Below are 19,558 nucleotides of genomic sequence, written 5' to 3'. Positions count from 1 at the left end.
TATTTTAAGATTTTACCTGAGGCAAAGAAAAACTAAAGGTTGACCCTTTTTCAAGAACACTCTCTACCCAAATTTTACCATTTGACCTCTCTACAATTTCCGCAGAGATAAACAGGCCCAACCCAATTCCAGGAAAAGTGTTTCCATCATCTCCACTTACCCGATAATATTGCTCAAAAACCCTGTCTTTTTTATCTGCCGGCATTCCGATTCCAAAATCTTCCACAGAAAACTCTACATTCCCATTAGCTTCAATAATTTGGACGATGATTTTATCCGTATTCGGAGCGTATTTAATTGCATTCGAAATCAAATTGGTCATTACCTGACCCACCCTGTCCCTGTCAGCAAAAACCATACCCACAGATTTTGTTTTAAATTCAATTTGGTAAGAGGTAGACATTTGCTGATCTTCAATTATTTCTAATGCCAATTTTTCAAAGTCAAAATCTTCTTTATTTAAATGGATTTTGCCCGAATTAATTTTTGTTACATCTAATAAGTCACCGATTAAAGAAGTCAGTTTTACGATCTGTATATCCATTTTTTTGGCAACTTCTGCATTTTTCTCATCGCCAGTTTTTCGCAACATACGTTCTAACACTTGTGCATAAAGCTTTAATGAAGTTAAAGGAGTCTTCAATTCATGGCTTGCAATACCTAAAAAAGTATCTTTCTGCGCAGACAGTTTTTTAAATTCATCAATGTTCGTACTGGCTCCAATCCATTGGAAGATATTTCCCTCATCATCAAGAACTGGTGTAGCTCTATTTAAATACCAAACAAATTTTTCTCCTCTGCCATCATAAATCCGGAATTCCAACTCAAATATTTTTTTCTCTACTTCAGCAAGAGCCCAAATTCGCTTTAAATTTTGGAAATCTTCTTTATGAATAACTTGTTCAAAATCGAGATCTGCGATTTGTGCTCGACTTCTATTTAATAAAATCTCTAAATTTTCATTAAAATAAATAAGTCGTCCATCAGTTCCCGTCGTCCAGACAATATGAGGCATGGCTTCTGCCAAATCTCTATATTCTTTTACTGCTCTCTGGGCTTTCAAGCGCGCTTCAACCAACTCAGTCACATTCATCGCCATATTCCAAATTGCGTAAATCTCGCCACTCGCATTATGGAGAGGACGATAGGAAATACTGTAATAATAACTCTGCAGCATATCATCTACAACTAAATCTACCTTATCTTCAGTAGCAATGTAGGGTTTGCCAGTCGTAAGAACATCTCTAAGAATTTGCGCGAATGGCTGTCCATCTAACTCGGGTATTGCATCTTCTAATTTTTGACCGATGACCGCCCTGGTTTTTCCCCAGCTTTTTAACATTTGATCATTGGCGAAGGTGACAATCAAATCCTGTCCTGTGTAAATTGCTGTGGAATAATCTGAAATCTCCATCAGTTCGCGAAACAGCAATTCATTTTCCTTCAATTTAAGCTCAGTAGAAACCTGTTCCGTAACATCGATTGCGACGACCGAAATTCCTGTAATTCTTTCTGTATCAAATATCGGCGTATATATAAAATCGAAATAGTAAGTCTGAAGAACACTATCTTTTTCAATTAGTGTCTTTATTTTAGAACCTTTAAAAGTAGTTCCAGTTTGGTAAACTTCTCTCAGAATTTTCGGAAATTCTTGATTGGCTATTTCTGGTAGCGCTTCCAAAATGGGTAAGCCAATAACTTCTGATCCTTTCTGCCAAAATTCTAAACACAGCACATTTGCAGTTAGAACAACGTGATCTTCCCCCATGAGCATCGCTAGACCAACAGGAGCCTGACTGAAAAGAATAGACAAAGATTCCAAATTAATGGCATTATCAAAGAAATTTTTCATAACCACAAACTTAAATAAATTTAAGCTGATATCAGATTTTTTTGCTTTAGCTCAACTGCTTATTAGTAATAAAATAGAATTGCAAAAAGTAAAATTGGGATTTACGTCTCATTTTAGATTTTTAAGATGATGTTTCTGGTAAATATTAAAAAAATACGTTATATTTGCACACTAAAATTCAGAACAAAAAATGGGCACAATATTTACATTATTCATGGTTCTTATCATGATTGCGAGTATCTTACTAATCATTATGGTAATGGCGCAAAATCCAAAAGGTGGCGGTCTTTCAGGAACTTTCGGCGGAACTTCTTCTGCTCAGTTTGGGGTTCAACGGACCAATGACTTTATGGAAAAAGCGACCTGGACTTTAGGAGTTATTATTGTAGTAATGATATTGTTAAGTGTTATTTTAACAGCAAAACCTACTAAAAGTTTCCAAAACGCACCAGCGAGAAAAGAAGCGCCAGCGCCGCAAACTGCTCCTGGAGCAAACTCTGTAACAATGCCAATTCCAACTCCTGCGCCAGCAGATAAATAGAAGAACAATTTTTATTAAATAAAAAAGAGATATTTAGTTGAATATCTCTTTTTGTTTGCTCTAAAAAGCATCAATCATTAACTTTTCTGAAATGTTAAATGGTGTTTCTTCCAGTAATCATCTTGATCTTTGAAAAATAAACATGCTATCCAAGAATCTAAAGTCATCATTTCTAAAGGTTTGGAATTAATATCTTTAAAATTTGATTTGAAAAATTCTGCGTCAACTTTTAATTGATTCCGATCTAAAATCATAACATTAGCTTCAGAATAAAAAGGATAATTGCGTATATCTGAATTGGTTGTTAAGAGTTTTTTGCCAGATGCTAAGGTTTCAAAAGTACGCATAGTTAACCCAGCTTGAAACGGCTTATTGATATCTAAAACGGAGCAAGACTCTGCATAAATAGCGGCAATCTCGGAGTGTTTCAACTTTTTAAAACTCAATTTCTTTAAATTGAATTTTTTTAAATTTTGGTCAAACACTTTCTTTAATAAAAACGCTGCTTTGCTTGGTGCGTAATAGTAAAAATAAGTTTTTAGATTTTGCGCATCACACATTTTTCTGAGTTTCTCACCTATCAAATATCGATCGGTATGCGCGCTGCCGATAAATACAACATCATATTTCAATTCAACATTTTCAGCAACTTTATGATAATCATTAATAAAGAATAAGGGTCTAAAATGCAAATCATACTGTTTAGCATCTTGGGGTTCGAAAGTGAAATTTTTATTAAAATAGGGAAATAGTTTCAAGAATTTAGGATACTCTTGTGCTGTATCGTAAGAATAAAAAATCATTTCTGCTGAACGATGCAAGACTTTAAATTTATCTAAAAAAATTAATGGGATTGTTTCGCCTTTTATTAAGAGAAAAAAATCATAATCTCGACTAGCAGTTTGCTTTAAGATTTTTTGATAATAGGATTTTATTTTTTTAAAATAAAAATTTTTGTTAACTCGAATAATCCCTTTTGACAATATAGAATCAGACGGTCGTTCATTAAAAAAATCAACTTCAGCGCCTAATTCTTGGAGTCGATTTGTTATTGCTTTCTCATACCCAAAAAAGTTGGCGGATAGAAATAGTATTTTTTTACCGCTTAAATTCATGATTTTAAAAATCCTTTATTCTTTAGTTCTTCAAGAGATTGGTCAAAATGATTGTCAGTCCGTGGTTGCTGAAGAACCCAGTTTGTAAATTCCCGAATTCCTGTTTTAAAATCCACTTTTGGCTGGAAATTTAAAAGTTGTTTTGCTTTTTCTAAATCCGCAAAATTATGTCGAATATCGCCGATTCTAAAATCACCTGAAATTTTCACAACTGTATCTTTTTCATAATTAGTAACCAACTGGTTTGCAACCGACAAAACAGTAGTTGCAACGCTTGTTCCCACGTTAATTATTTCATTATTAGCTGTTTCCATTTCTAAACTCCTGATCGTTGCATCAACCGTATCATTAATATTGATGAAATCTCGAGTCATTAATCCATCTTCGAATATATTTAGCGCTTGGTCATTTAGAATCTGTGTCGAAAAAATCGATAAAATGCCTGTGTAGGGATTAAGCAATGACTGGCCGACACCGAAAACGTTTTGGTAGCGGAGAATGACATAACTAATGCCGATGGATTCACAAACAAATTTTACCATCTGTTCTTGCTGAAGTTTTGTTAGACCGTAGAAAGAAGTCGGATGTAACGTTGTATTTTCGTCTGTGGCTGAAGGTTTTAGAAAACCTCCCTTTTCATCAATCATTTCAAAATTCCCCTTCTCCATCATTGCAACAGATCGGCTTTTGGGATAAACGGCTTCTGATTTGGAATCTATATATTTTCCTTCGCCATAAACCGCTCGGGAAGAGGCCAAGATTAACTTTTTAACAGAATTCTTTTGATTCACTAAAACATCTAACAACAATGCGGTTCCCGAAACATTAACTTCATTGTATTTTTCAAGGGAATACATTGATTGTCCGGTCCCCGTTTCTGCGGCTAAATGAATGATGGCATCCTGTCCTTTTATTCCTTTTTCGAGATCCGTTTTGTTGGTTACATCACCTTTGATAAAAATAACTTTGTCTTTAATACTTTGATACAAAGCAGAATTATCCGGATTTGGACCATGGATTTGTTCTGACAAATTATCTAAAACCGTGACGGTATAACCAAGATCATTAAGTTTCAACGCGAGGTTACTGCCAATAAATCCGGCGCCACCGGTGATTAATATATTTTTCAAACTTAATAGTTTACTTTTTCCCAAGTTTGGGTTTCTAAATTATACTTTTTTACAATTTTTGCAGGAACACCTACGATCACGCAATAGTCTGGGAAATTTCCTCTTACAACAGCGTTTGCGCCGACGATACATTGTTTTCCTAAATTTGTTCCTGCCATGATTGCTGCCCCCATTCCAATAAAACAGTTCTCTCCTATTGTCGTATTCTTAACAGTAATTTTCTGATTGACAACATGTTTCCCTATTTCAAAATATTCGTGGTCGATATTGGTAATGAATACATTTGCTAATATTAATGAACTTTTTCCAATTTCTAATTTTCCAGCAGAAGTGATATGAACATTCTGAGAAATTACGACATCATCCTGAATTACGACACTTCCACCATCTTGGGTTTCTATTCGTAAATGGGGAAAAATTCTAACTTTTTTTCCTATAAACACATTTTTAATTCCTTTCAAAAAAATAGGCTTACCAAGATACGAGGGCATTCCCATTTTTCCGAAAAAAGGACTATATAAAAATGCCCTTAAACCCCAAAATAATTTATAGATCATAATTTCACTCTTAAGGGGCGTACCCAATATTTCATTTTTGAAATTACAAAATAAAACAGATATTCCCCAAAGTTAATCCGTTTCGTTTGATACATTTCCGAAATATTTTTCTGAATCCCGTTTTCCATTTCCTTTAAGTTCGCAGAAAGTCCTGAAACTCCAAATGATTTCTTACCAGCACCAGCAATAGCTAATTTTTGAGGCAACAAGTACATTACGTTATTCTCTGAAATTCGCATCCAATAATTGGCATCTTCAGAATATTTTTGCGAGTCGTCGAAAAAGCCGGTATTGTCAAGGATTTTTCTTTTGAAAACTGCTGTAGAAGTATGGCCAGTAACTTTTAGTAAAAGTTTGTTCAGATTTATTTTAACAAGCTCAACTTCTAATTCAATTTTATAAGGAAATTTTATTTTCTCATCATTCCATAAAGATGTGATAAAATCGATACCTAAATTATCATCAAGCAAATATTTCATTTGTAGTTCAATTTTTGTCGGTAACCATTCGTCATCAGAATCCAGTAAAGCAATATAATCACCCTTGGCTAATTTTAACGCAGCATTTCTGGCGTTAGATACTCCACCGTTTTTTTGATTAATTAATTGAATATTTAAAGTTGGATTTTTTTCAATATAAGATTTTACAACCTTTAAACTATTATCTGTCGAACCATCATTCACAACAATAATCTCAAATTTTTCTAGCGGAAAAGTTTGATTTTTTACAGAATCTAACGCCTTACAGATAACGTTTTCTGCATTGTACATGGGAATAATTACTGAAATCAAGATTGGTGAATCATTAAATTAAGATAAAGTTTTGAACGGTCTAAAGTAAAAAATTTAGAACTTATAATTATTGTTGCTCATTGTAAGGCAAGCGATTTTGAATGGATCTACCTAAAGAGATTTCATCGGCATATTCTAATTCATCGCCCACGGAAATTCCACGGGCAATAGTTGAAAAACGAACCGGTGAACTTTTGAATTTTTTATAGATATAGTAGGCCGTTGTATCGCCTTCCATCGTTGCACTTAAGGCAAATATCAATTCTTTAACAATTCCATTTTCTAGTTTTTTTTCTATGGAAGAAATATTAAGTTTGTTAGGACCAATTCCTTCCATGGGTGAAATTTTACCGCCGAGAACTAAATATTTGCCACGAAATTTTCCGGTGTTTTCAATGGCCATTACGTCGCGAACGTCTTCTACCACGCAAAGTAATTCTTCCGTTCGCTTGGGATTAGAGCAGATTTCACAAACTTCGGCATCAGAAAAATTATGGCAATCTTTGCAATACAGAATTTCGGTGACCAACTTTTTCAGTGAATCACCCAAAGTGATCGCTTGACTCTCTGGTTGTTTGAGCAGATGTAAAGCCAAACGCAAGGCTGACTTCTTGCCAATTCCCGGTAACCCTGATATTTCATCTACGGCTTTTGCTAACACTTTACTCGGATAATCCATTTCACAAAAATAAAGTTTAATAAGTGAAGGTACAAGTTTCGGAGATTGTATTACCTTTAAAAAAAATACTAAATGGTTTTAAAAAATCTAAATTATCCGCTTGATTTTAAGTTCAAAATCACTACTCTATCAAGTGATTTTAACATTACAGATAATACTGGAAATTATGTTGCTTATGTGCGTCAGAAGATGTTTAAACTTAAAGAAGATGTAATTGTTTTTAATGACGAATCAAAGTCGGAAGAACTTTTTAGAATTAAGGCCGATCGCTGGTTAGATTTTAATGCAAGTTATTCCATTAACGATCTCATTAATAACAAAAACTTCGGTCGATTATCTAGAAAGGGTATGCGCTCATTTTGGAAATCTCATTATGAAGTTTTAGATGAAAACGATCAACATAAATTTAATATTAGTGAAGATAACGCTTGGGTAAAAATCATGGACGGCATGGTTGGCGAAATCCCAATTGTTGGCATGTTTAGCGGTTATTTTCTAAATCCTTCTTACACTGTAAAAGATGCACAGGGAACAGAATATTTTAGATTAAAGAAAATGCCTTCTTTATTTGGTAGAAGATTTCAGTTAGACCGATTGAAAGATATTGATGATCAAGATGAATCGTTAGTAGTTCTATCATTTCTGATGATGGTTTTGCTAGAAAGATCACGTGGTTAGAGTAAACAAAATTTAAAGATAAAAAATGAAAAATATAATAATGGTCGCTTCAATGCTGATGTTATTTTCGTGTCAAAAAGAAGGACAAATTGCCGAAGCAATTGGTGTGAGTAAAGATTCAACTTATGTAGAAGTCGATTCAGCAAACATTCAGACCCCAGAAAATTTAAATCAAATCAAGCTCGAAACGTTTGGTTTCCCAGCCGAAGTGAATGGTTGCTCTTGCTATTTTGCAAAAAACAAAGAGGATTTTGAAAACGAAAAATACATCTACATTGATGATTACGGCAACAATGCATTTTTAAAAGTTGCTGGAAATACCGTAAAAATTAAAATGAAAGAAGGCGATTTTGATCCCGATAACTTTAGCAAATTCATTAAGAACGATGACTTTTCGGTCACTATTCAAGGGAAAAAAGTAAACGAATTGGAAGAAGTCATGATGTTTCAAGGAACGATGACAGTTGAAAATAAAAAGGGAGAAAAAACCATCACGCCAATTTATGGCGAATGCGGCTGTTAAATAGTCTTAAAATTAAAACATAGCGCTTTTGAAAATTTCAAAAGCGTTTTTTTATTTGTATTTTTGAATTAAATAAATTTGAAAAATGGAATTATCACAACTCGAACCACAAATCATCTGGAAAAATTTTTCAGCCTTGAATGCAGTTCCGCGTCCCTCAAAAAAAGAAGAGCAAGTAATTGCTTTCATCAAACACTTTGGAGAAAAATTAAACTTAGAAACTACGGTTGATGAAGTCGGAAATGTCATCATCAAAAAACCAGCAACGGCAGGAATGGAAAATAGAAAGCCTATCGTTTTGCAATCTCACCTCGATATGGTTTGCCAGAAGAATAGTGATGTGAACTTCGATTTTGAAACACAGGGAATTCAGATGGAAGTTGATGGAGATTGGGTAAAAGCGAAAGGTACAACTTTGGGTGCGGATAACGGATTAGGCGTTGCTTCTATTATGAGTATTTTAGAAAGTAACGATCTTGCACATCCCGCTTTGGAAGCACTTTTCACCATCGATGAAGAAACAGGAATGACGGGAGCTATCGGTTTAAAACCAGGACAATTGCAAGGCGAAATTCTGCTAAATTTAGATACGGAGGAAGACGACGAAATCGATATCGGCTGTGCTGGTGGCGTTGATGTAACCGCTTCACAAAATTATGCATTAGAAGATTCCACTGGTCAAATCGTGAAAATTATCGTTAAAGGTTTGCAAGGCGGGCACTCAGGCATGGATATCCACAAAGGTTTTGGAAATGCCAACGTGCTTTTAGGTAGACTTTTATATACGGGACTTTACAATCAAAATATTCAGTTAATCTCAATCGATAGTGGTGGATTGCGCAATGCGATTCCACGAGAAGGAAACGTGATTTTATCCGTAAGAAATTCTGTAGAATTCATTGATGGAGCGAACACTCTGAAAGCGGCGATCATGGAAGAATTTGCTTCTGTTGAAAAAGATTTACAAATTAATATAGAAACTTTTTCAACTCCCGAAAAAGCAATTTCTGTAGAAGATTCGAAAAAAGTAATACTTGCTTTGAAATCTGCCCATAACGGCGTTTACAGAATGTCACCAGATGTGGCTGACTTGGTAGAAACCTCCAATAATATTGCGCGGGTAGAATTAAAAAATGGAGAGCTGAAGATTTTAAATCTTTCAAGATCGTCGGTTGATTCTAACAAATATGCCGTGGCCGAACAGTTGAAATCGGTGTACGAATTAGCTGGAATGGAAGTTGAATTTGGCGGATCCTATCCGGGTTGGAAACCAAAACCTGGTTCTGCCATCGTACAAGTTATGGAGAAAATTTACGAAAAGAGTTTCGGCGCAAAACCGCAAGTCGTGGCCTGTCACGCTGGTTTAGAGTGTGGAATCATCGGCGCTAATTATCCGGACATGGAAATGGTAAGTTTCGGACCTACCATTCGCGGGGCACACTCGCCAGATGAGAGAGCAAATATTCCGTCTGTTCAAAAATTCTGGGGATTTCTAAAAGAAATTTTAGCAAATATTCCAGCAAAATAGATATTTAAATAATATATTCTTAAAAACAAAATACGCTTGTCGTGTTTTGTTTTTTTTATCTTTAAAGTCAATCATTCAAAAGAAAAATTATGGAACTGAACTTTTACATGTTCAACATGCAGAAACTGCTGTTCATCGTTCAGGAATTGCATCATCGAGGTTATGAAAAAGTTAGAGTTATTCCATCTTTATCAAATACAGGTCTAGCTTGGCGTTGTTCGCTGATTTGTACAGATGATGATAGGAAAGAGAGCATACCTGCCTCAACTTGGATTCAGAAGGTTTTAAAAATTGGAGAGGAATCGGACGAATCAATCAAAGATTTAACGGATGTCATGGAACGTGATTATCCCAAGTTTTTTAAAAAGTGCCTCGGTAAAAATTCGCTTTATACAGAATGGTATAGTCAAATGCTGAAATCTTTAGAGAAAGATGAATTGCCGTATGCATTTGCAGATTATTTCGGACCAACGAATTATTGGAAAACTTCTAACAACAAGAAAATTTATACGCTACCTAATGAAGAACAATATTATTAATGAATAGTAAAAAATAACTCATTTTAAGCCATAAATATTATTGTACAACTTTTGCTGATAAGTCTAATTTTTAAAGAGAGAAAATAATGAAAGGTGATTTTTTACTACGGTACTTTTATGAGCGAACTTTTCCATTTCGCATATTCTTCAATTTAGTTTTTTCGATTAAAATCTGGTCATTACCCAAAATATTAATACCACCAATTTTTCGGTCGATCAGTGATTTAACTCCTGTGTGAAAGGTAATGGTCTTTGCGATAATTGCCGCTTGTTTTTTATTTTTCATGATTTTATATTTTTTGTTTAAAAATTCTTATTGGTCGCCAAAAATTTCTTTCTAAAACTATTAGGACTTTCTTGAGTGATTTTTTTAAAGTATTTCCCAAAGTGTGATTTATCTGAAAAACCCAGTTCAAAAGAGATCTCTGTAACCGATAAATCAGTGTTTAGTAAAAATCTTTCTGCTTCTAAGATCACGCGGTTTTGAATCACATTTTCTGCAGAAATATCTAATTTTTCTTTGATTAAAGCGTTCAGATAATTGGCTGAGATCGTCAGTTTTTCGGAATAGTCAGATGTTCTCTTCAGTTCTTTAAAATGCGTTTCAACCAAGCTTTTGAACTGCTCGATGTAAGTACTTTTTCTACTCGTTTTAAAATTAATAAAATCTGCATTATCGGTTTTTCGAATGTACTTCAGCATTGACGCCTTTAATAATAGACAGATAATTTCTTTGCTCAAAACTTTCGGATCGCTAAATTCTTTCTTTATATCGGTGATTCCAGTTATAAAGTTAGTCAGGTCATTTTTGGCGAAATCTGTTAATGTCGGCAATTGCGAAAAAGCCGTATCGTCTTTTATTTTTCTATTTCCGGTATAAATCAAATTATAAAATGAACGGGTGAAAAGCACAGCTTCTCCAGTTAAGTTTTCAACATCGGCAAATCGAAATACCTGATTGTAATTGACAAAAAAAACCCGTCGTTTTTTGAGTTGATGCACTTCATGATCAATCATTAAATTCCCGGAACCACTTTCTATTATTAATAAAGTGTAGAATTTTGTTTTAAAGAAATCCTGTCTGTTGATAAGGTCTGCTAAAGTTGAAAGTGGCGAGAAGACAAATTCTCCCTCGAAAGAAAACGGACGTTTCAACGAATTAATCGTCATCGTTTTGATTAATGAACTGGCCATAAAGAAGTCTGTTTTATTATTTAAACAAAGATAAAACAAACCATTTTAAGAGGAATTAATTAATTAGTAGTACTTTAATTCAGACAAATAAATTCATCAGCTCTGCTATCGAAAGGCACGATTTCAGAATCTACCATTTTGTCGACATAATTAGAATTCATAGCTCGAAGAACTGCCATATAGTTCATACTAAAATCAATGGTATGGCCAACTTCAAGGTTTTCTGTATTTTCTCCGAGATCCAAAATTAACATATCCGAACTGGCTCCTATAATCTCAATTCCGGGAATAAGCGAGGCGATATCTCGAAGATCGATATCAAGTAAACCAACATCTACAATAGCTCGGAGCGAAGATTTCCCTTTCTCGTCATCTGAAAAAGTTGGAGTTTCACCTGTTAAATTAGTGCCAGCGGTTCCAGACGGAATTGTTGGTTTTTGCTGCATTTCTATAATTTCTGCGGTCAAGGTAAAAACATCTTGGTACATTCCCGTCAACACCGAATCTTTATAAACATTCGTTCCGAAAAACAAGGTTTCGCCAATTCGGAAATGGTTGATTCCCAAAGGAATTTCTTTTTTAAAAATCAAAGGAATAGTCACCGAGGAACCACCTGAAATATAAGGAATCTTGTGCCCAGAGTTTTCTTCGATTATCTCTTTGAAACGGTTCAGCTTATAGAGTTTTTTCTCATCGGGCAAAATACCATTTAAGCAATTCAAGTTCGTTCCTAAGCCCACCACTTCGATATTGGGTAAAGCCAAAACCTCATCATAAAACTGCATTAGATTGAGCGCCATGATTCCTTCCCGAAGCTCGCCCATTTCTACCATGAGCACGACTTTATGAACTTTATTTTGTTGAACCGCTTCATCAGAAAGCACTTGTAAAGTGGCCATTTCGGTATTAAAACTTACATCTGCAAACTTTACGATACTTTTTGCCAATCTTTTTGCCGGAGGTTTAATATAGATGGTTTGCGTTTTAGGCGAAAGCTTTTTAATCGTTTTCAGATTGCTCAATCTGGAATCACAAATTTCTTTGTCAGACAAATTCAACAAAACCTGTAAAAAATTTTCGTTTCCGCATAAGAGTTTAGCTACGATGGCCCACTCGATTTCATTTTCTGCAAAAAGCTGATTCAGCACTTTGTAGTTATGGCGGAGTTTTGTGGAATGTAAGGTAATGTATGACATTTTATTTTTTTAATCTCATCTCGAGATATTTACTGGTAAAGCCCAGTTTTTCATATAAGAATTTCGCAGGATTATCGGGTTCGCAATGCAACGCCATATCGCCCTCTGAAAGATCAATTGCAGTTTGCATCAACTGTTTTCCAACGCCTTTGCCTCTCATATTTTTATCGGTCGCGATATATACCAAGATATTTTCTGGAATATAGCCGTCCATGCCGGTTTTGTTAATAATTACGGCGCCGACCATTTTTTGATTTTCAGAATGAATGGCCGAAATCACCATGCCGCCAGGTTTATTATTTTTACCAAAGGCGTAATCAAGGCATTTCTCGATGTCTTTTTTAGGATCGCCATATTGTTCTAAACTTTCAAAAAGAAAGTTGATAACATCACTTTTAATTTCGTCGGTGGCAATATGATCTTGAGAATAAGTATTTATGGTAATCATGTTTTAATTTTATCCGGGAATCGGCATGGTTAAGTCATAGCCCATATCCCGATCGGTATTATTTTTAAGTCTATCTAATTTTGATTTAACGATTAGTAAAGGAATATCAGTACTGTTAATCATTTTTTTAAAGAAATTATCGGCCATAAATGATTTCCAGGAATCTTCGTCTTCATCAGCCAAAATGATAATGTCACTTTGTTTCTCTATTGCTGCCTTTGCGATAATTTCAGCATTATCATGAGACAGTTGAAATTCCGATTCATACTCTGCTGAATTCAGGCTTAAAGTATTCTTCATTTCAATATAATCCTTTTTGCATTCTACCATTTGATCGATATCTCCCACGCCTAAAAGATTGATATCCCCATTGTTCTTGTCAGCGAGCAATATAGAAAGATCAGCTTTCTGATCAAGTTCATGCTTCACTCTTACGGGGAAAAGAATTCTTTTAAAGGACGTTTTTTTAAAGCTCTCTGGAATTAAAAGAATGGAACAATTGGCATTTAGAAGAACGTTGTAAGAATTTGATCCTAAAATAAATCGCTTAACATTTTGTTCACCCGAAGTTCCCATTACCACCAAATCTACCTGATCGGTTAAAATCAAATCATTAATGCTGTCTACAATGCTTTCTGTGCTAATTTTAGTTTCTAGGTCTAAATTATATTTCTCGTTTAGATTTGTTTGCAGTTCATCTAATTTAGTTTTCGCGAGATCCATATTTTCCTGAATCAACTCTGACCCAATGACTTGTTTGCCACCGCGACCCACCATATAATAAGTATTTATGGTATGCACTACAATCAGCTTTGCCTGATGTCGTTTTGCCATTTCTGCTGCAACATTCAAAGCGTTGTTTGCTAAGTTGGAAAAGTCGGTCGGCAGTACTATAGTTTTGATTTCGGTTTTCATCTTCATGGTTTTAACTATTCATAAAATTTCTCAGTGCAAAACTACAAAGAGCAAACTGAAAAGAGTGTGCGTTATACTCCCAAAGGTGGTATTAATTACTTATTGCTAAAAAGTATTTCGTACAATATTACAGATTTTTGAGGCAAATTTAGATTTTACGTGCAAAACTTTAAAATTAAAAAAGCCGGAAAAAAACTTTCCCGACTTTTATCTTGTAAGTAATTGAGGATCACTTAAATTTTTTTAAAGGTTATACTTTAAGTCCGCCTTCTCTTCCGCCGTCATCATTTTTGCTTCCAGTTACGGCCGCAAAAACCATCTTTGCCATGGCAAAAACTTTATTATCTTTCGTTTCGTAGTAATAGCCATCCTGCGGACTGACGCCGATAACGGTTACGCGTGGATCATCTTTTCCGTCAAACCACGCATCGGCAAACTCGCTGTAATACTCATCGATAAGAGCGCGATCTTGCGAGATCTTCGCTGTTCCTTTAAGGAAAACATATTCGTAAGACGAATTATTCTGAAAGTACAATTGAACGGTCGGATCTTCCAGAATGTTTTGGTTATGCGTGCTGTCAATAGCGCTGATGAACCATAAAGTTCCATCTTCATCAGCTGCCTGCAAAGACATCGGGATGCTGTGCGCGTCTTTTCCAACCTTAGTAGTGAAAAAACAGATTCCTGCTTTCTCTGTTAGTTTTTTAATTTTTTCGATAGCTTCTTGTCCGCCTAAATCTTTGTGTGGTGATTGTGCTTGTCCCATAATTTGTAAATTTTAATGTTTTGGTTTTTATTGAAGGTTTCTTTACTTCATGATCTTTTAAAATCATCCAAGTAGATTCTTAAAATTAATATCAATTTTTAGTCCAAAATCTTACCAATAATTAAATTTACACTTATTTTAATACCATTAAACGTCTATTTAGACTCTTAAAAGATTCAAATAAAAAGGCCGAAAGAATAGTCCTTCGGCCTTAGTTTCATTAGTAATAACAAATCTTACTCTACAATAATTTTCGCAGATTGTGTTTTAGTGGTCACAAAATAAACACCTTTCGATAATTTATTCAGATTTACCTTTTCCTTGTTATTAACGTTGTTAATGGTTTGTAACAATTGTCCACTCAAACTATAAATCTTCACCGTTTCATTTTTATCAATTCCGCTCATGAAGAATTGATTGTTTTTCACAGGATTTGGATAAATAATTAATTTTTCAACTGGCTTCACTACTGCATCTGTTGCTAAACCAGAATAGCAAGTCCAAGTAAGGTTATCGAACGATACACGATTGCTCGTCGTTTCGTCAATCAATTCAATGATGATATTTCCTTCTACATTGATATTCTCAATCGTTTGGGTTTTGGCTGTTTTAGAATAAGGAATTAAACCTTTTGCAACCCCATTAATTTTCAGAATATAATTGCCAGCATTATCGGCAAACGGTAAATAAGTTTTCACTGAAAGATTACCAATACCGCCTGAAATAGTAGATGATGTTAATGAACCTTTTTTAAGACAAATTGCTTTGTTAGTTTCACCATCAATAAAGATCTGCTTATCTGTTCTAGCCATGGTAGCATTCCAGACAATTCCGTTGCCAGACCAAGTTCTGTCACCGTAAGAAGATGCTGGTGGCGTTCCTCCTGTAGATTGTACGTTTTCAAAATCTTCTGTTCCACAAGTAGTTGTGGGACCGACCGGACCTGCGTCTGTAGTGGCAACAATCGAAACACTATTGGCTGATCTATTTCCCGCAGCATCTTTTGCAACTACGTAAAATAGGTAAGCGGTTTCAGGAGTTAAACCTGTTACAGTTGTTGAAGGTGAACTTACATTTCCGAAAAGAACACCATCTTTATAAACATCATATCCAGAAACGGCAATATTGTCTGTAGAAGCAGTCCAAGTTAGAGAAACGCTCGAAGTCGTAATTCCTGTAACAGCAAGGTTAGTAGGAACGGTTGGTGCTTCAATATCAGTCGTGCCTCCACCATTGAAAGTGTCTGGCCAAGTGTTTACGGCAGCAGGACCGCCCCAAATTACGGTTGCCAAATACGGATTGTCGATAAATGGATTTCTGTTTTTCTGAACGCCTGCGACCACATTTTGTCTTTGCATTTCAAAAGCGGAGACCGGATCTTCAACATTCCATTTTAGTAAGATATCTGAGAAATCTGCGGAATAAGTGTAGGGACTCATTGCCACATTTTTTGGCAAACAGCGGTTATTATATCTAACGTACATATACATAATAATTCTCGCTACATCACCCTTCCACTCGTCACCTGGATACCAACCTCCACGAGAGGTTTTGTACGCCATAGGCCCTTCTCCATCATCAAACGAAAAACTCGATCTGTTACCATTTAAAGTTATATCAGCCGGACGAAGATGGTGGCCATCAGCTCCGGGACCAGAAGTTCCTAGTTTCGGAGTTCCTTTTGAATTCGGATAAACGTGTTCCCGATTCCAAGATCCACCTTTGCTTCTACTTCTCGTGTGAATTCCGGAATCTTGCGATCCGTAAACCAAAAGAATGTTTCCAACTACATCTGGATCTGCATCGCTGGTCTCCATCAAAGTTTTCAACTCACCATAGGTAATAACCTTGGTATGAGTTGCTGTAATTAATGTTGCTAAATCCTGTTTCAGTTCGTTTTGGGTTTTAGTAAAATCAACGTTAGCATAATAAGCCGGAGCAGATTGTGCGAACACGAAAAACGAAATGATACTCGCTAAAAAAGAAATTTTTAATTTCATGTTATAATTATTTAAATGTATTTGCTATATTTTTATTTTGATAAAATAGATGAAGTGGATTTTCCTTTAAGATCATTAAAGCCGGTTTTTCAAACTCAAAAAAAACGATCTCGTCAAAAATATAAAGGGTTGCCGAGATATTTTCTTCTAAGACTGAAGATGAAATCTCAATTGCGATTCCTTTTTCTAATTCTTCAGCGGTGAAATTGTTTTCCTGGTTCCAGTCAAAATGATTTGCGGTAAAGGACAAGACGCTTGTCCACAATCCGGGATGGTCTTCACCTGCACCCACAAAAAGCCGATTATTCTCGGGATCAATTTCAATCACATAAAGTGGTTTCTTTTTTCCGCCGACATTAATTCCTCTTCGTTGGCCTAATTTGTAGTTTTCTAAACCTGAGTGACCGCCGACTAGAAAACCATCAAAAAGAGAATAACAATCTAACCGAGCTTCCCAAATCAACTTTTCTCTCTTCGTCAAAAACACATGTCTCTTTACACTGTAAAGTGGAGAATTGTTTGGGATTTCTACGATTTGTCCTTGGGTCGTCATTCTAAAAAGCTAGTTATTTTTTTCCTTTACAGAACCTGCTACACTACTTCTATCGCTTAGGGTCGGCTAAAGTAATTATTATAATTGAAGTTTAAAGTAATAAAAGTCAGTTTTCTAACAATACCGTAACGAAGCCTACTCACAGCAATATTATCAGCAACGTTTTATTTAAAAATTATTATTAATGCTAATTCTACACAATATTTTGTAACTTACTAAGTCTCCGATTTGGACAGGAACTTTTTACAATCCATCAAGCTTAATGAGTCTTTTTTAAAGAAAATGTTTTTCTGATATGATTAATTCATGACGTAACTGCCCGTATTTTTAACCCATGACCTTCCAAATTTTAAATATTAAAATAAAAAAACGATGCATGAGTAAACATGCATCGTAATTTCTAAGTTTTAAAAGACGGTTGTTTTGTGAACGAAATTATTAAAGAATAAATCGCTTCGTCAGCTTTTCACCTTTCGGAGTTGTAATCATTAAAATGTAAACTCCTTTTGGTAACCCAACCGTAGATACTTGGTCTGACTTGCCACCTTGACGTACTAAACTTCCCGTCATGCTGTACACGGCAAAACTGTTTGAAGTTTCATTCCAACGCACTGCTTGATTAGCGTTATCCACATAAACCATCAAACTATTTTTAATCGTAGTTGATTGCGTACTCAATATGGAGAATGGTAAATCATAAAAATCAATTGTTAAATTATAATCACCCGTGGTGTATAACAAAGCCAAATTCTTAATTTCATCATTGATATTGGTCATATAACGGCTTCCAACTAAATCACCTTTGGCAGCATCGCCTTGTACTTCAAAGATAATATCTGTTTCACTTTTTGCAACACGTAAAATATTGTACCCTTTTCCTGAAACTAAATGTTTACTGACATAAGTATAAGTTGGCTGACCATCATTTAAGTAAAGATTAGGAGTTAAAGCTTCACCATAAAGCAAAGGCGTAAAATTCACCACATTTTCTCCTAAAGAAAGTTTGGTTGCTTTTTTAAACTGTCCTAACTTATCGTAGTGATTAATTTTTCCATAAGAAAGATCGTTTACTACTTCTAATTCTGGCATTCCGAAAAGGTAATCGTAAGAATCACCTGCTGGAATACGGTTGAAGTTTAAAGAAAGTAATTCTTCGTTATAGAACGCTGGAAATTCATAAACAGACGCCCAATTCTTAACATCGAACATTTTGATGCTTCCAACTTGCTCATCAGCGCCAATGTAAAGTCCAATTTGATCATCATGTCCTGGCAGTGGCTGCAATTCAGTACGTCCGATAACATTATCTTCTAAGCTTCTGATTCTTGCTCCACTCTCATTTCCGACAAAATAATGATTCCATTCACTGTCGCCCAGTAAGTCAAAATAAGAGATGCTGTATAAAACTTCAATTTCATCATCATCATTAAAGGTATGATCCGTAATATCATATTTTCCGTAGCCGTAAAACATTCCAAACTGAGCCGCCGGAATAGTGTATGGTTCGTCTGGATAAGAAGTTCTGATATCTAAAGAAATGTTTTTCTTTAAATTCAAATCAAAATCATAAATACCAACAATCAAATGATTGTCTGGAAAAACTTCAAAAGTATCATTGTCGATAAATAGTTTTTCATAATGAGCTAAAACCAACGACGGTACTCCTTTTACATCCATAAAATTAACTGGCGAGCCGGACATAAAGTTTAAGAGATCAAACGAAATCCCCATGCTTTTGTCTAAAGTGAAATCGTCTAAGTTGTAATTCGTAACCAGCATTTCTTCCTCCGCGTCATGAAAAGTCATTATTTTTACGCCACTTGCAGCCGAAACTACTTTCGCACCGTAGCCATCAAGTGTTGCACGTTTAACTCCGTCTTCAGTTACCACGAAAATTTCGTCCAGCTGACTTTCCGGTCCGCCGTTATTTTCAAAGTGGTGAACATAAATAAAGAAATTTCTTTTGCCTTCTGCGTCATAAAAATAATCTTTGAGTAGGGAAAAATTATTCGTCGATTCCGGCAGAGCGATGGTGAACGTTTTTAATACATTGATTTCAGCATCGAGCAACTTTACAGTCGCCTTAGCATCAGCTCCGTAATTGTAATTGATTTGAAAAAGCTGCTTTTCTTCCTGAGAAACAGATTGTACCTCGCCCCAAAGTTCCGTATAAATACTGGCCGACGGAGTGGCGCCCTTAGAATTTGGATTGGCATTTACAACCGCTCCTTTTTCTGATGGGTTCCCCATAAAAAGTGTGGCACGGTTAATTTCACGATTGCGTTTAAAATCCTTAAGCGATTTTTTCTTTTGAATTAAAGACGTCTGCGAATCTTTAAGGGCGATTGTTGTTTGAGCGGTAGTGAAGAAAAAACTTCCCACAACCAAAACAGAACATAATAATTTTTTCATAAATAATTTTTAATGGCCTAAAACTAGGCAAATCAGCTGAGGTACGGAAGGCTTAGACTTTCAAAATGCACGAATTTTACAATACCTTAATTAAATGTAACACCCTGACTTTATAGCTTTTTCATCAAACCGCTCTGGTAT

General features: G+C 35.2%; 20 protein-coding genes. 5 read left to right on the top strand and 15 right to left on the bottom strand.

Annotated elements, in window-relative coordinates:
- Positions 1 to 4: 4 nt before the first annotated feature.
- Positions 5 to 1,852, bottom strand: coding sequence for a PAS domain-containing sensor histidine kinase (locus BMX49_RS09880; protein ID WP_051803820.1), 1,848 nt, complete (start codon positions 1,850 to 1,852; stop codon positions 5 to 7).
- 190 nt (positions 1,853 to 2,042) lie between these two features.
- Between BMX49_RS09880 and secG the strand changes: the two genes are divergently transcribed.
- Entirely contained in the window at positions 2,043 to 2,393 is a 351-nt protein-coding gene (secG, locus tag BMX49_RS09875) for a preprotein translocase subunit SecG (protein ID WP_034720341.1), read from the top strand.
- 77 nt (positions 2,394 to 2,470) lie between these two features.
- On the opposite strand, the gene BMX49_RS09870 is transcribed toward secG, so the two are convergent.
- The 5 genes from BMX49_RS09870 to recR all read right to left on the bottom strand — a co-directional run bounded on the left by BMX49_RS09870 (position 2,471) and on the right by recR (position 6,665).
- Positions 2,471 to 3,508 carry a WaaS/CpsH family glycosyltransferase gene (locus tag BMX49_RS09870; RefSeq protein ID WP_034720340.1) on the bottom strand — a complete coding sequence of 346 codons (1,038 nt, stop codon included), beginning with the start codon at positions 3,506 to 3,508 and terminating at the stop codon, positions 2,471 to 2,473.
- Complete coding sequence (locus tag BMX49_RS09865) at positions 3,505 to 4,638, bottom strand: NAD-dependent epimerase/dehydratase family protein (protein ID WP_034721481.1); 1,134 nt, start codon at positions 4,636 to 4,638, stop codon at positions 3,505 to 3,507. The genes BMX49_RS09870 and BMX49_RS09865 overlap by 4 nt, the downstream gene beginning before the upstream one ends.
- 2 nt (positions 4,639 to 4,640) lie before the next feature.
- A complete protein-coding gene (locus tag BMX49_RS09860; protein WP_034720338.1) occupies positions 4,641 to 5,195 on the bottom strand; it encodes an acyltransferase in 555 nt (184 codons plus the stop codon).
- On the bottom strand, positions 5,192 to 5,986 hold the full coding sequence (locus tag BMX49_RS09855; protein ID WP_198412570.1) for a glycosyltransferase family 2 protein: 795 nt from the start codon (positions 5,984 to 5,986) through the stop codon (positions 5,192 to 5,194). The genes BMX49_RS09860 and BMX49_RS09855 overlap by 4 nt, the downstream gene beginning before the upstream one ends.
- A gap of 67 nt (positions 5,987 to 6,053) precedes the next feature.
- Positions 6,054 to 6,665, bottom strand: a complete 612-nt coding sequence (gene recR / locus BMX49_RS09850; RefSeq protein ID WP_034720334.1) for a recombination mediator RecR — start codon at positions 6,663 to 6,665, stop codon at positions 6,054 to 6,056.
- Between the two features lie 72 nt (positions 6,666 to 6,737).
- On the opposite strand from recR, the gene BMX49_RS09845 reads away from it, so the two are divergent.
- The 4 genes from BMX49_RS09845 (at position 6,738) to BMX49_RS09830 (ending at position 9,933) form a co-directional block, all read left to right on the top strand.
- Complete coding sequence (locus BMX49_RS09845; RefSeq protein WP_034720330.1) at positions 6,738 to 7,343, top strand: LURP-one-related/scramblase family protein; 606 nt, start codon at positions 6,738 to 6,740, stop codon at positions 7,341 to 7,343.
- Positions 7,344 to 7,368: 25 nt separating this feature from the next.
- Complete coding sequence (locus BMX49_RS09840; RefSeq protein WP_074726725.1) at positions 7,369 to 7,866, top strand: hypothetical protein; 498 nt, start codon at positions 7,369 to 7,371, stop codon at positions 7,864 to 7,866.
- Positions 7,867 to 7,951: 85 nt separating this feature from the next.
- Entirely contained in the window at positions 7,952 to 9,394 is a 1,443-nt protein-coding gene (locus BMX49_RS09835) for an aminoacyl-histidine dipeptidase (protein ID WP_034720326.1), read from the top strand.
- Between the two features lie 89 nt (positions 9,395 to 9,483).
- The gene (locus BMX49_RS09830) at positions 9,484 to 9,933 is read left to right on the top strand and encodes a hypothetical protein (RefSeq protein WP_034720325.1); all 450 of its coding nucleotides are present in this window, start codon (positions 9,484 to 9,486) and stop codon (positions 9,931 to 9,933) included.
- Between the two features lie 115 nt (positions 9,934 to 10,048).
- Here BMX49_RS09830 and BMX49_RS14730 read toward each other — a convergent pair whose 3' ends face one another.
- From BMX49_RS14730 to BMX49_RS09790, 9 genes are all read right to left on the bottom strand, one after another.
- Positions 10,049 to 10,219, bottom strand: a complete 171-nt coding sequence (locus BMX49_RS14730) for a hypothetical protein (RefSeq protein WP_156030692.1) — start codon at positions 10,217 to 10,219, stop codon at positions 10,049 to 10,051.
- 17 nt (positions 10,220 to 10,236) lie between these two features.
- Positions 10,237 to 11,127: an AraC family transcriptional regulator gene (locus tag BMX49_RS09825; RefSeq protein ID WP_051803817.1), complete on the bottom strand. Its 891-nt coding sequence runs from the start codon at positions 11,125 to 11,127 to the stop codon at positions 10,237 to 10,239.
- 74 nt (positions 11,128 to 11,201) lie between these two features.
- On the bottom strand, positions 11,202 to 12,323 hold the full coding sequence (locus BMX49_RS09820; protein ID WP_051803816.1) for an alanine racemase: 1,122 nt from the start codon (positions 12,321 to 12,323) through the stop codon (positions 11,202 to 11,204).
- Position 12,324: 1 nt separating this feature from the next.
- Entirely contained in the window at positions 12,325 to 12,771 is a 447-nt protein-coding gene (locus BMX49_RS09815) for a GNAT family N-acetyltransferase (protein ID WP_034720323.1), read from the bottom strand.
- A 9-nt stretch (positions 12,772 to 12,780) separates the two neighbouring features.
- Entirely contained in the window at positions 12,781 to 13,686 is a 906-nt protein-coding gene (locus tag BMX49_RS09810; RefSeq protein WP_170166235.1) for a universal stress protein, read from the bottom strand.
- Positions 13,687 to 13,936: 250 nt separating this feature from the next.
- Positions 13,937 to 14,452 (bottom strand): pyridoxamine 5'-phosphate oxidase family protein, encoded by a 516-nt coding sequence (locus BMX49_RS09805; RefSeq protein ID WP_034720320.1) that lies wholly within the window; start codon positions 14,450 to 14,452, stop codon positions 13,937 to 13,939.
- A gap of 236 nt (positions 14,453 to 14,688) precedes the next feature.
- The gene (locus BMX49_RS09800; protein ID WP_034720319.1) at positions 14,689 to 16,452 is read right to left on the bottom strand and encodes an endonuclease; all 1,764 of its coding nucleotides are present in this window, start codon (positions 16,450 to 16,452) and stop codon (positions 14,689 to 14,691) included.
- A 7-nt stretch (positions 16,453 to 16,459) separates the two neighbouring features.
- Positions 16,460 to 17,005: a tRNA methyl transferase PRC-barrel domain-containing protein gene (locus BMX49_RS09795; protein WP_051803815.1), complete on the bottom strand. Its 546-nt coding sequence runs from the start codon at positions 17,003 to 17,005 to the stop codon at positions 16,460 to 16,462.
- Between the two features lie 438 nt (positions 17,006 to 17,443).
- Complete coding sequence (locus BMX49_RS09790; protein WP_034720316.1) at positions 17,444 to 19,417, bottom strand: T9SS type A sorting domain-containing protein; 1,974 nt, start codon at positions 19,415 to 19,417, stop codon at positions 17,444 to 17,446.
- Positions 19,418 to 19,558: the final 141 nt, after the last annotated feature.

Source organism: Kaistella antarctica, from assembly GCF_900109615.1.
Classification (GTDB): Bacteria; Bacteroidota; Bacteroidia; order Flavobacteriales; family Weeksellaceae; genus Kaistella; species Kaistella antarctica.
The sequence above is the reverse complement of the archived record's forward strand: the minus strand, read 5'-3'. Positions and strand labels throughout refer to the sequence as shown.

What these genes read in the sequence shown, in the direction of transcription:
- BMX49_RS09880 (WP_051803820.1), bottom strand. Translation starts at nt 1,852, where the DNA reads ATGAAAAATTTCTTTGATAATGCCATTAATTTGGAATCTTTGTCTATT.
- secG (WP_034720341.1), top strand. Translation starts at nt 2,043, where the DNA reads ATGGGCACAATATTTACATTATTCATGGTTCTTATCATGATTGCGAGT.
- BMX49_RS09870 (WP_034720340.1), bottom strand. Translation starts at nt 3,508, where the DNA reads ATGAATTTAAGCGGTAAAAAAATACTATTTCTATCCGCCAACTTTTTT.
- BMX49_RS09860 (WP_034720338.1), bottom strand. Translation starts at nt 5,195, where the DNA reads ATGATCTATAAATTATTTTGGGGTTTAAGGGCATTTTTATATAGTCCT.
- recR (WP_034720334.1), bottom strand. Translation starts at nt 6,665, where the DNA reads ATGGATTATCCGAGTAAAGTGTTAGCAAAAGCCGTAGATGAAATATCA.
- BMX49_RS09845 (WP_034720330.1), top strand. Translation starts at nt 6,738, where the DNA reads ATGGTTTTAAAAAATCTAAATTATCCGCTTGATTTTAAGTTCAAAATC.
- BMX49_RS09840 (WP_074726725.1), top strand. Translation starts at nt 7,369, where the DNA reads ATGAAAAATATAATAATGGTCGCTTCAATGCTGATGTTATTTTCGTGT.
- BMX49_RS09835 (WP_034720326.1), top strand. Translation starts at nt 7,952, where the DNA reads ATGGAATTATCACAACTCGAACCACAAATCATCTGGAAAAATTTTTCA.
- BMX49_RS09830 (WP_034720325.1), top strand. Translation starts at nt 9,484, where the DNA reads ATGGAACTGAACTTTTACATGTTCAACATGCAGAAACTGCTGTTCATC.
- BMX49_RS14730 (WP_156030692.1), bottom strand. Translation starts at nt 10,219, where the DNA reads ATGAAAAATAAAAAACAAGCGGCAATTATCGCAAAGACCATTACCTTT.
- BMX49_RS09825 (WP_051803817.1), bottom strand. Translation starts at nt 11,127, where the DNA reads ATGGCCAGTTCATTAATCAAAACGATGACGATTAATTCGTTGAAACGT.
- BMX49_RS09820 (WP_051803816.1), bottom strand. Translation starts at nt 12,323, where the DNA reads ATGTCATACATTACCTTACATTCCACAAAACTCCGCCATAACTACAAA.
- BMX49_RS09815 (WP_034720323.1), bottom strand. Translation starts at nt 12,771, where the DNA reads ATGATTACCATAAATACTTATTCTCAAGATCATATTGCCACCGACGAA.
- BMX49_RS09810 (WP_170166235.1), bottom strand. Translation starts at nt 13,686, where the DNA reads ATGAAAACCGAAATCAAAACTATAGTACTGCCGACCGACTTTTCCAAC.
- BMX49_RS09805 (WP_034720320.1), bottom strand. Translation starts at nt 14,452, where the DNA reads ATGGGACAAGCACAATCACCACACAAAGATTTAGGCGGACAAGAAGCT.
- BMX49_RS09800 (WP_034720319.1), bottom strand. Translation starts at nt 16,452, where the DNA reads ATGAAATTAAAAATTTCTTTTTTAGCGAGTATCATTTCGTTTTTCGTG.
- BMX49_RS09795 (WP_051803815.1), bottom strand. Translation starts at nt 17,005, where the DNA reads ATGACGACCCAAGGACAAATCGTAGAAATCCCAAACAATTCTCCACTT.
- BMX49_RS09790 (WP_034720316.1), bottom strand. Translation starts at nt 19,417, where the DNA reads ATGAAAAAATTATTATGTTCTGTTTTGGTTGTGGGAAGTTTTTTCTTC.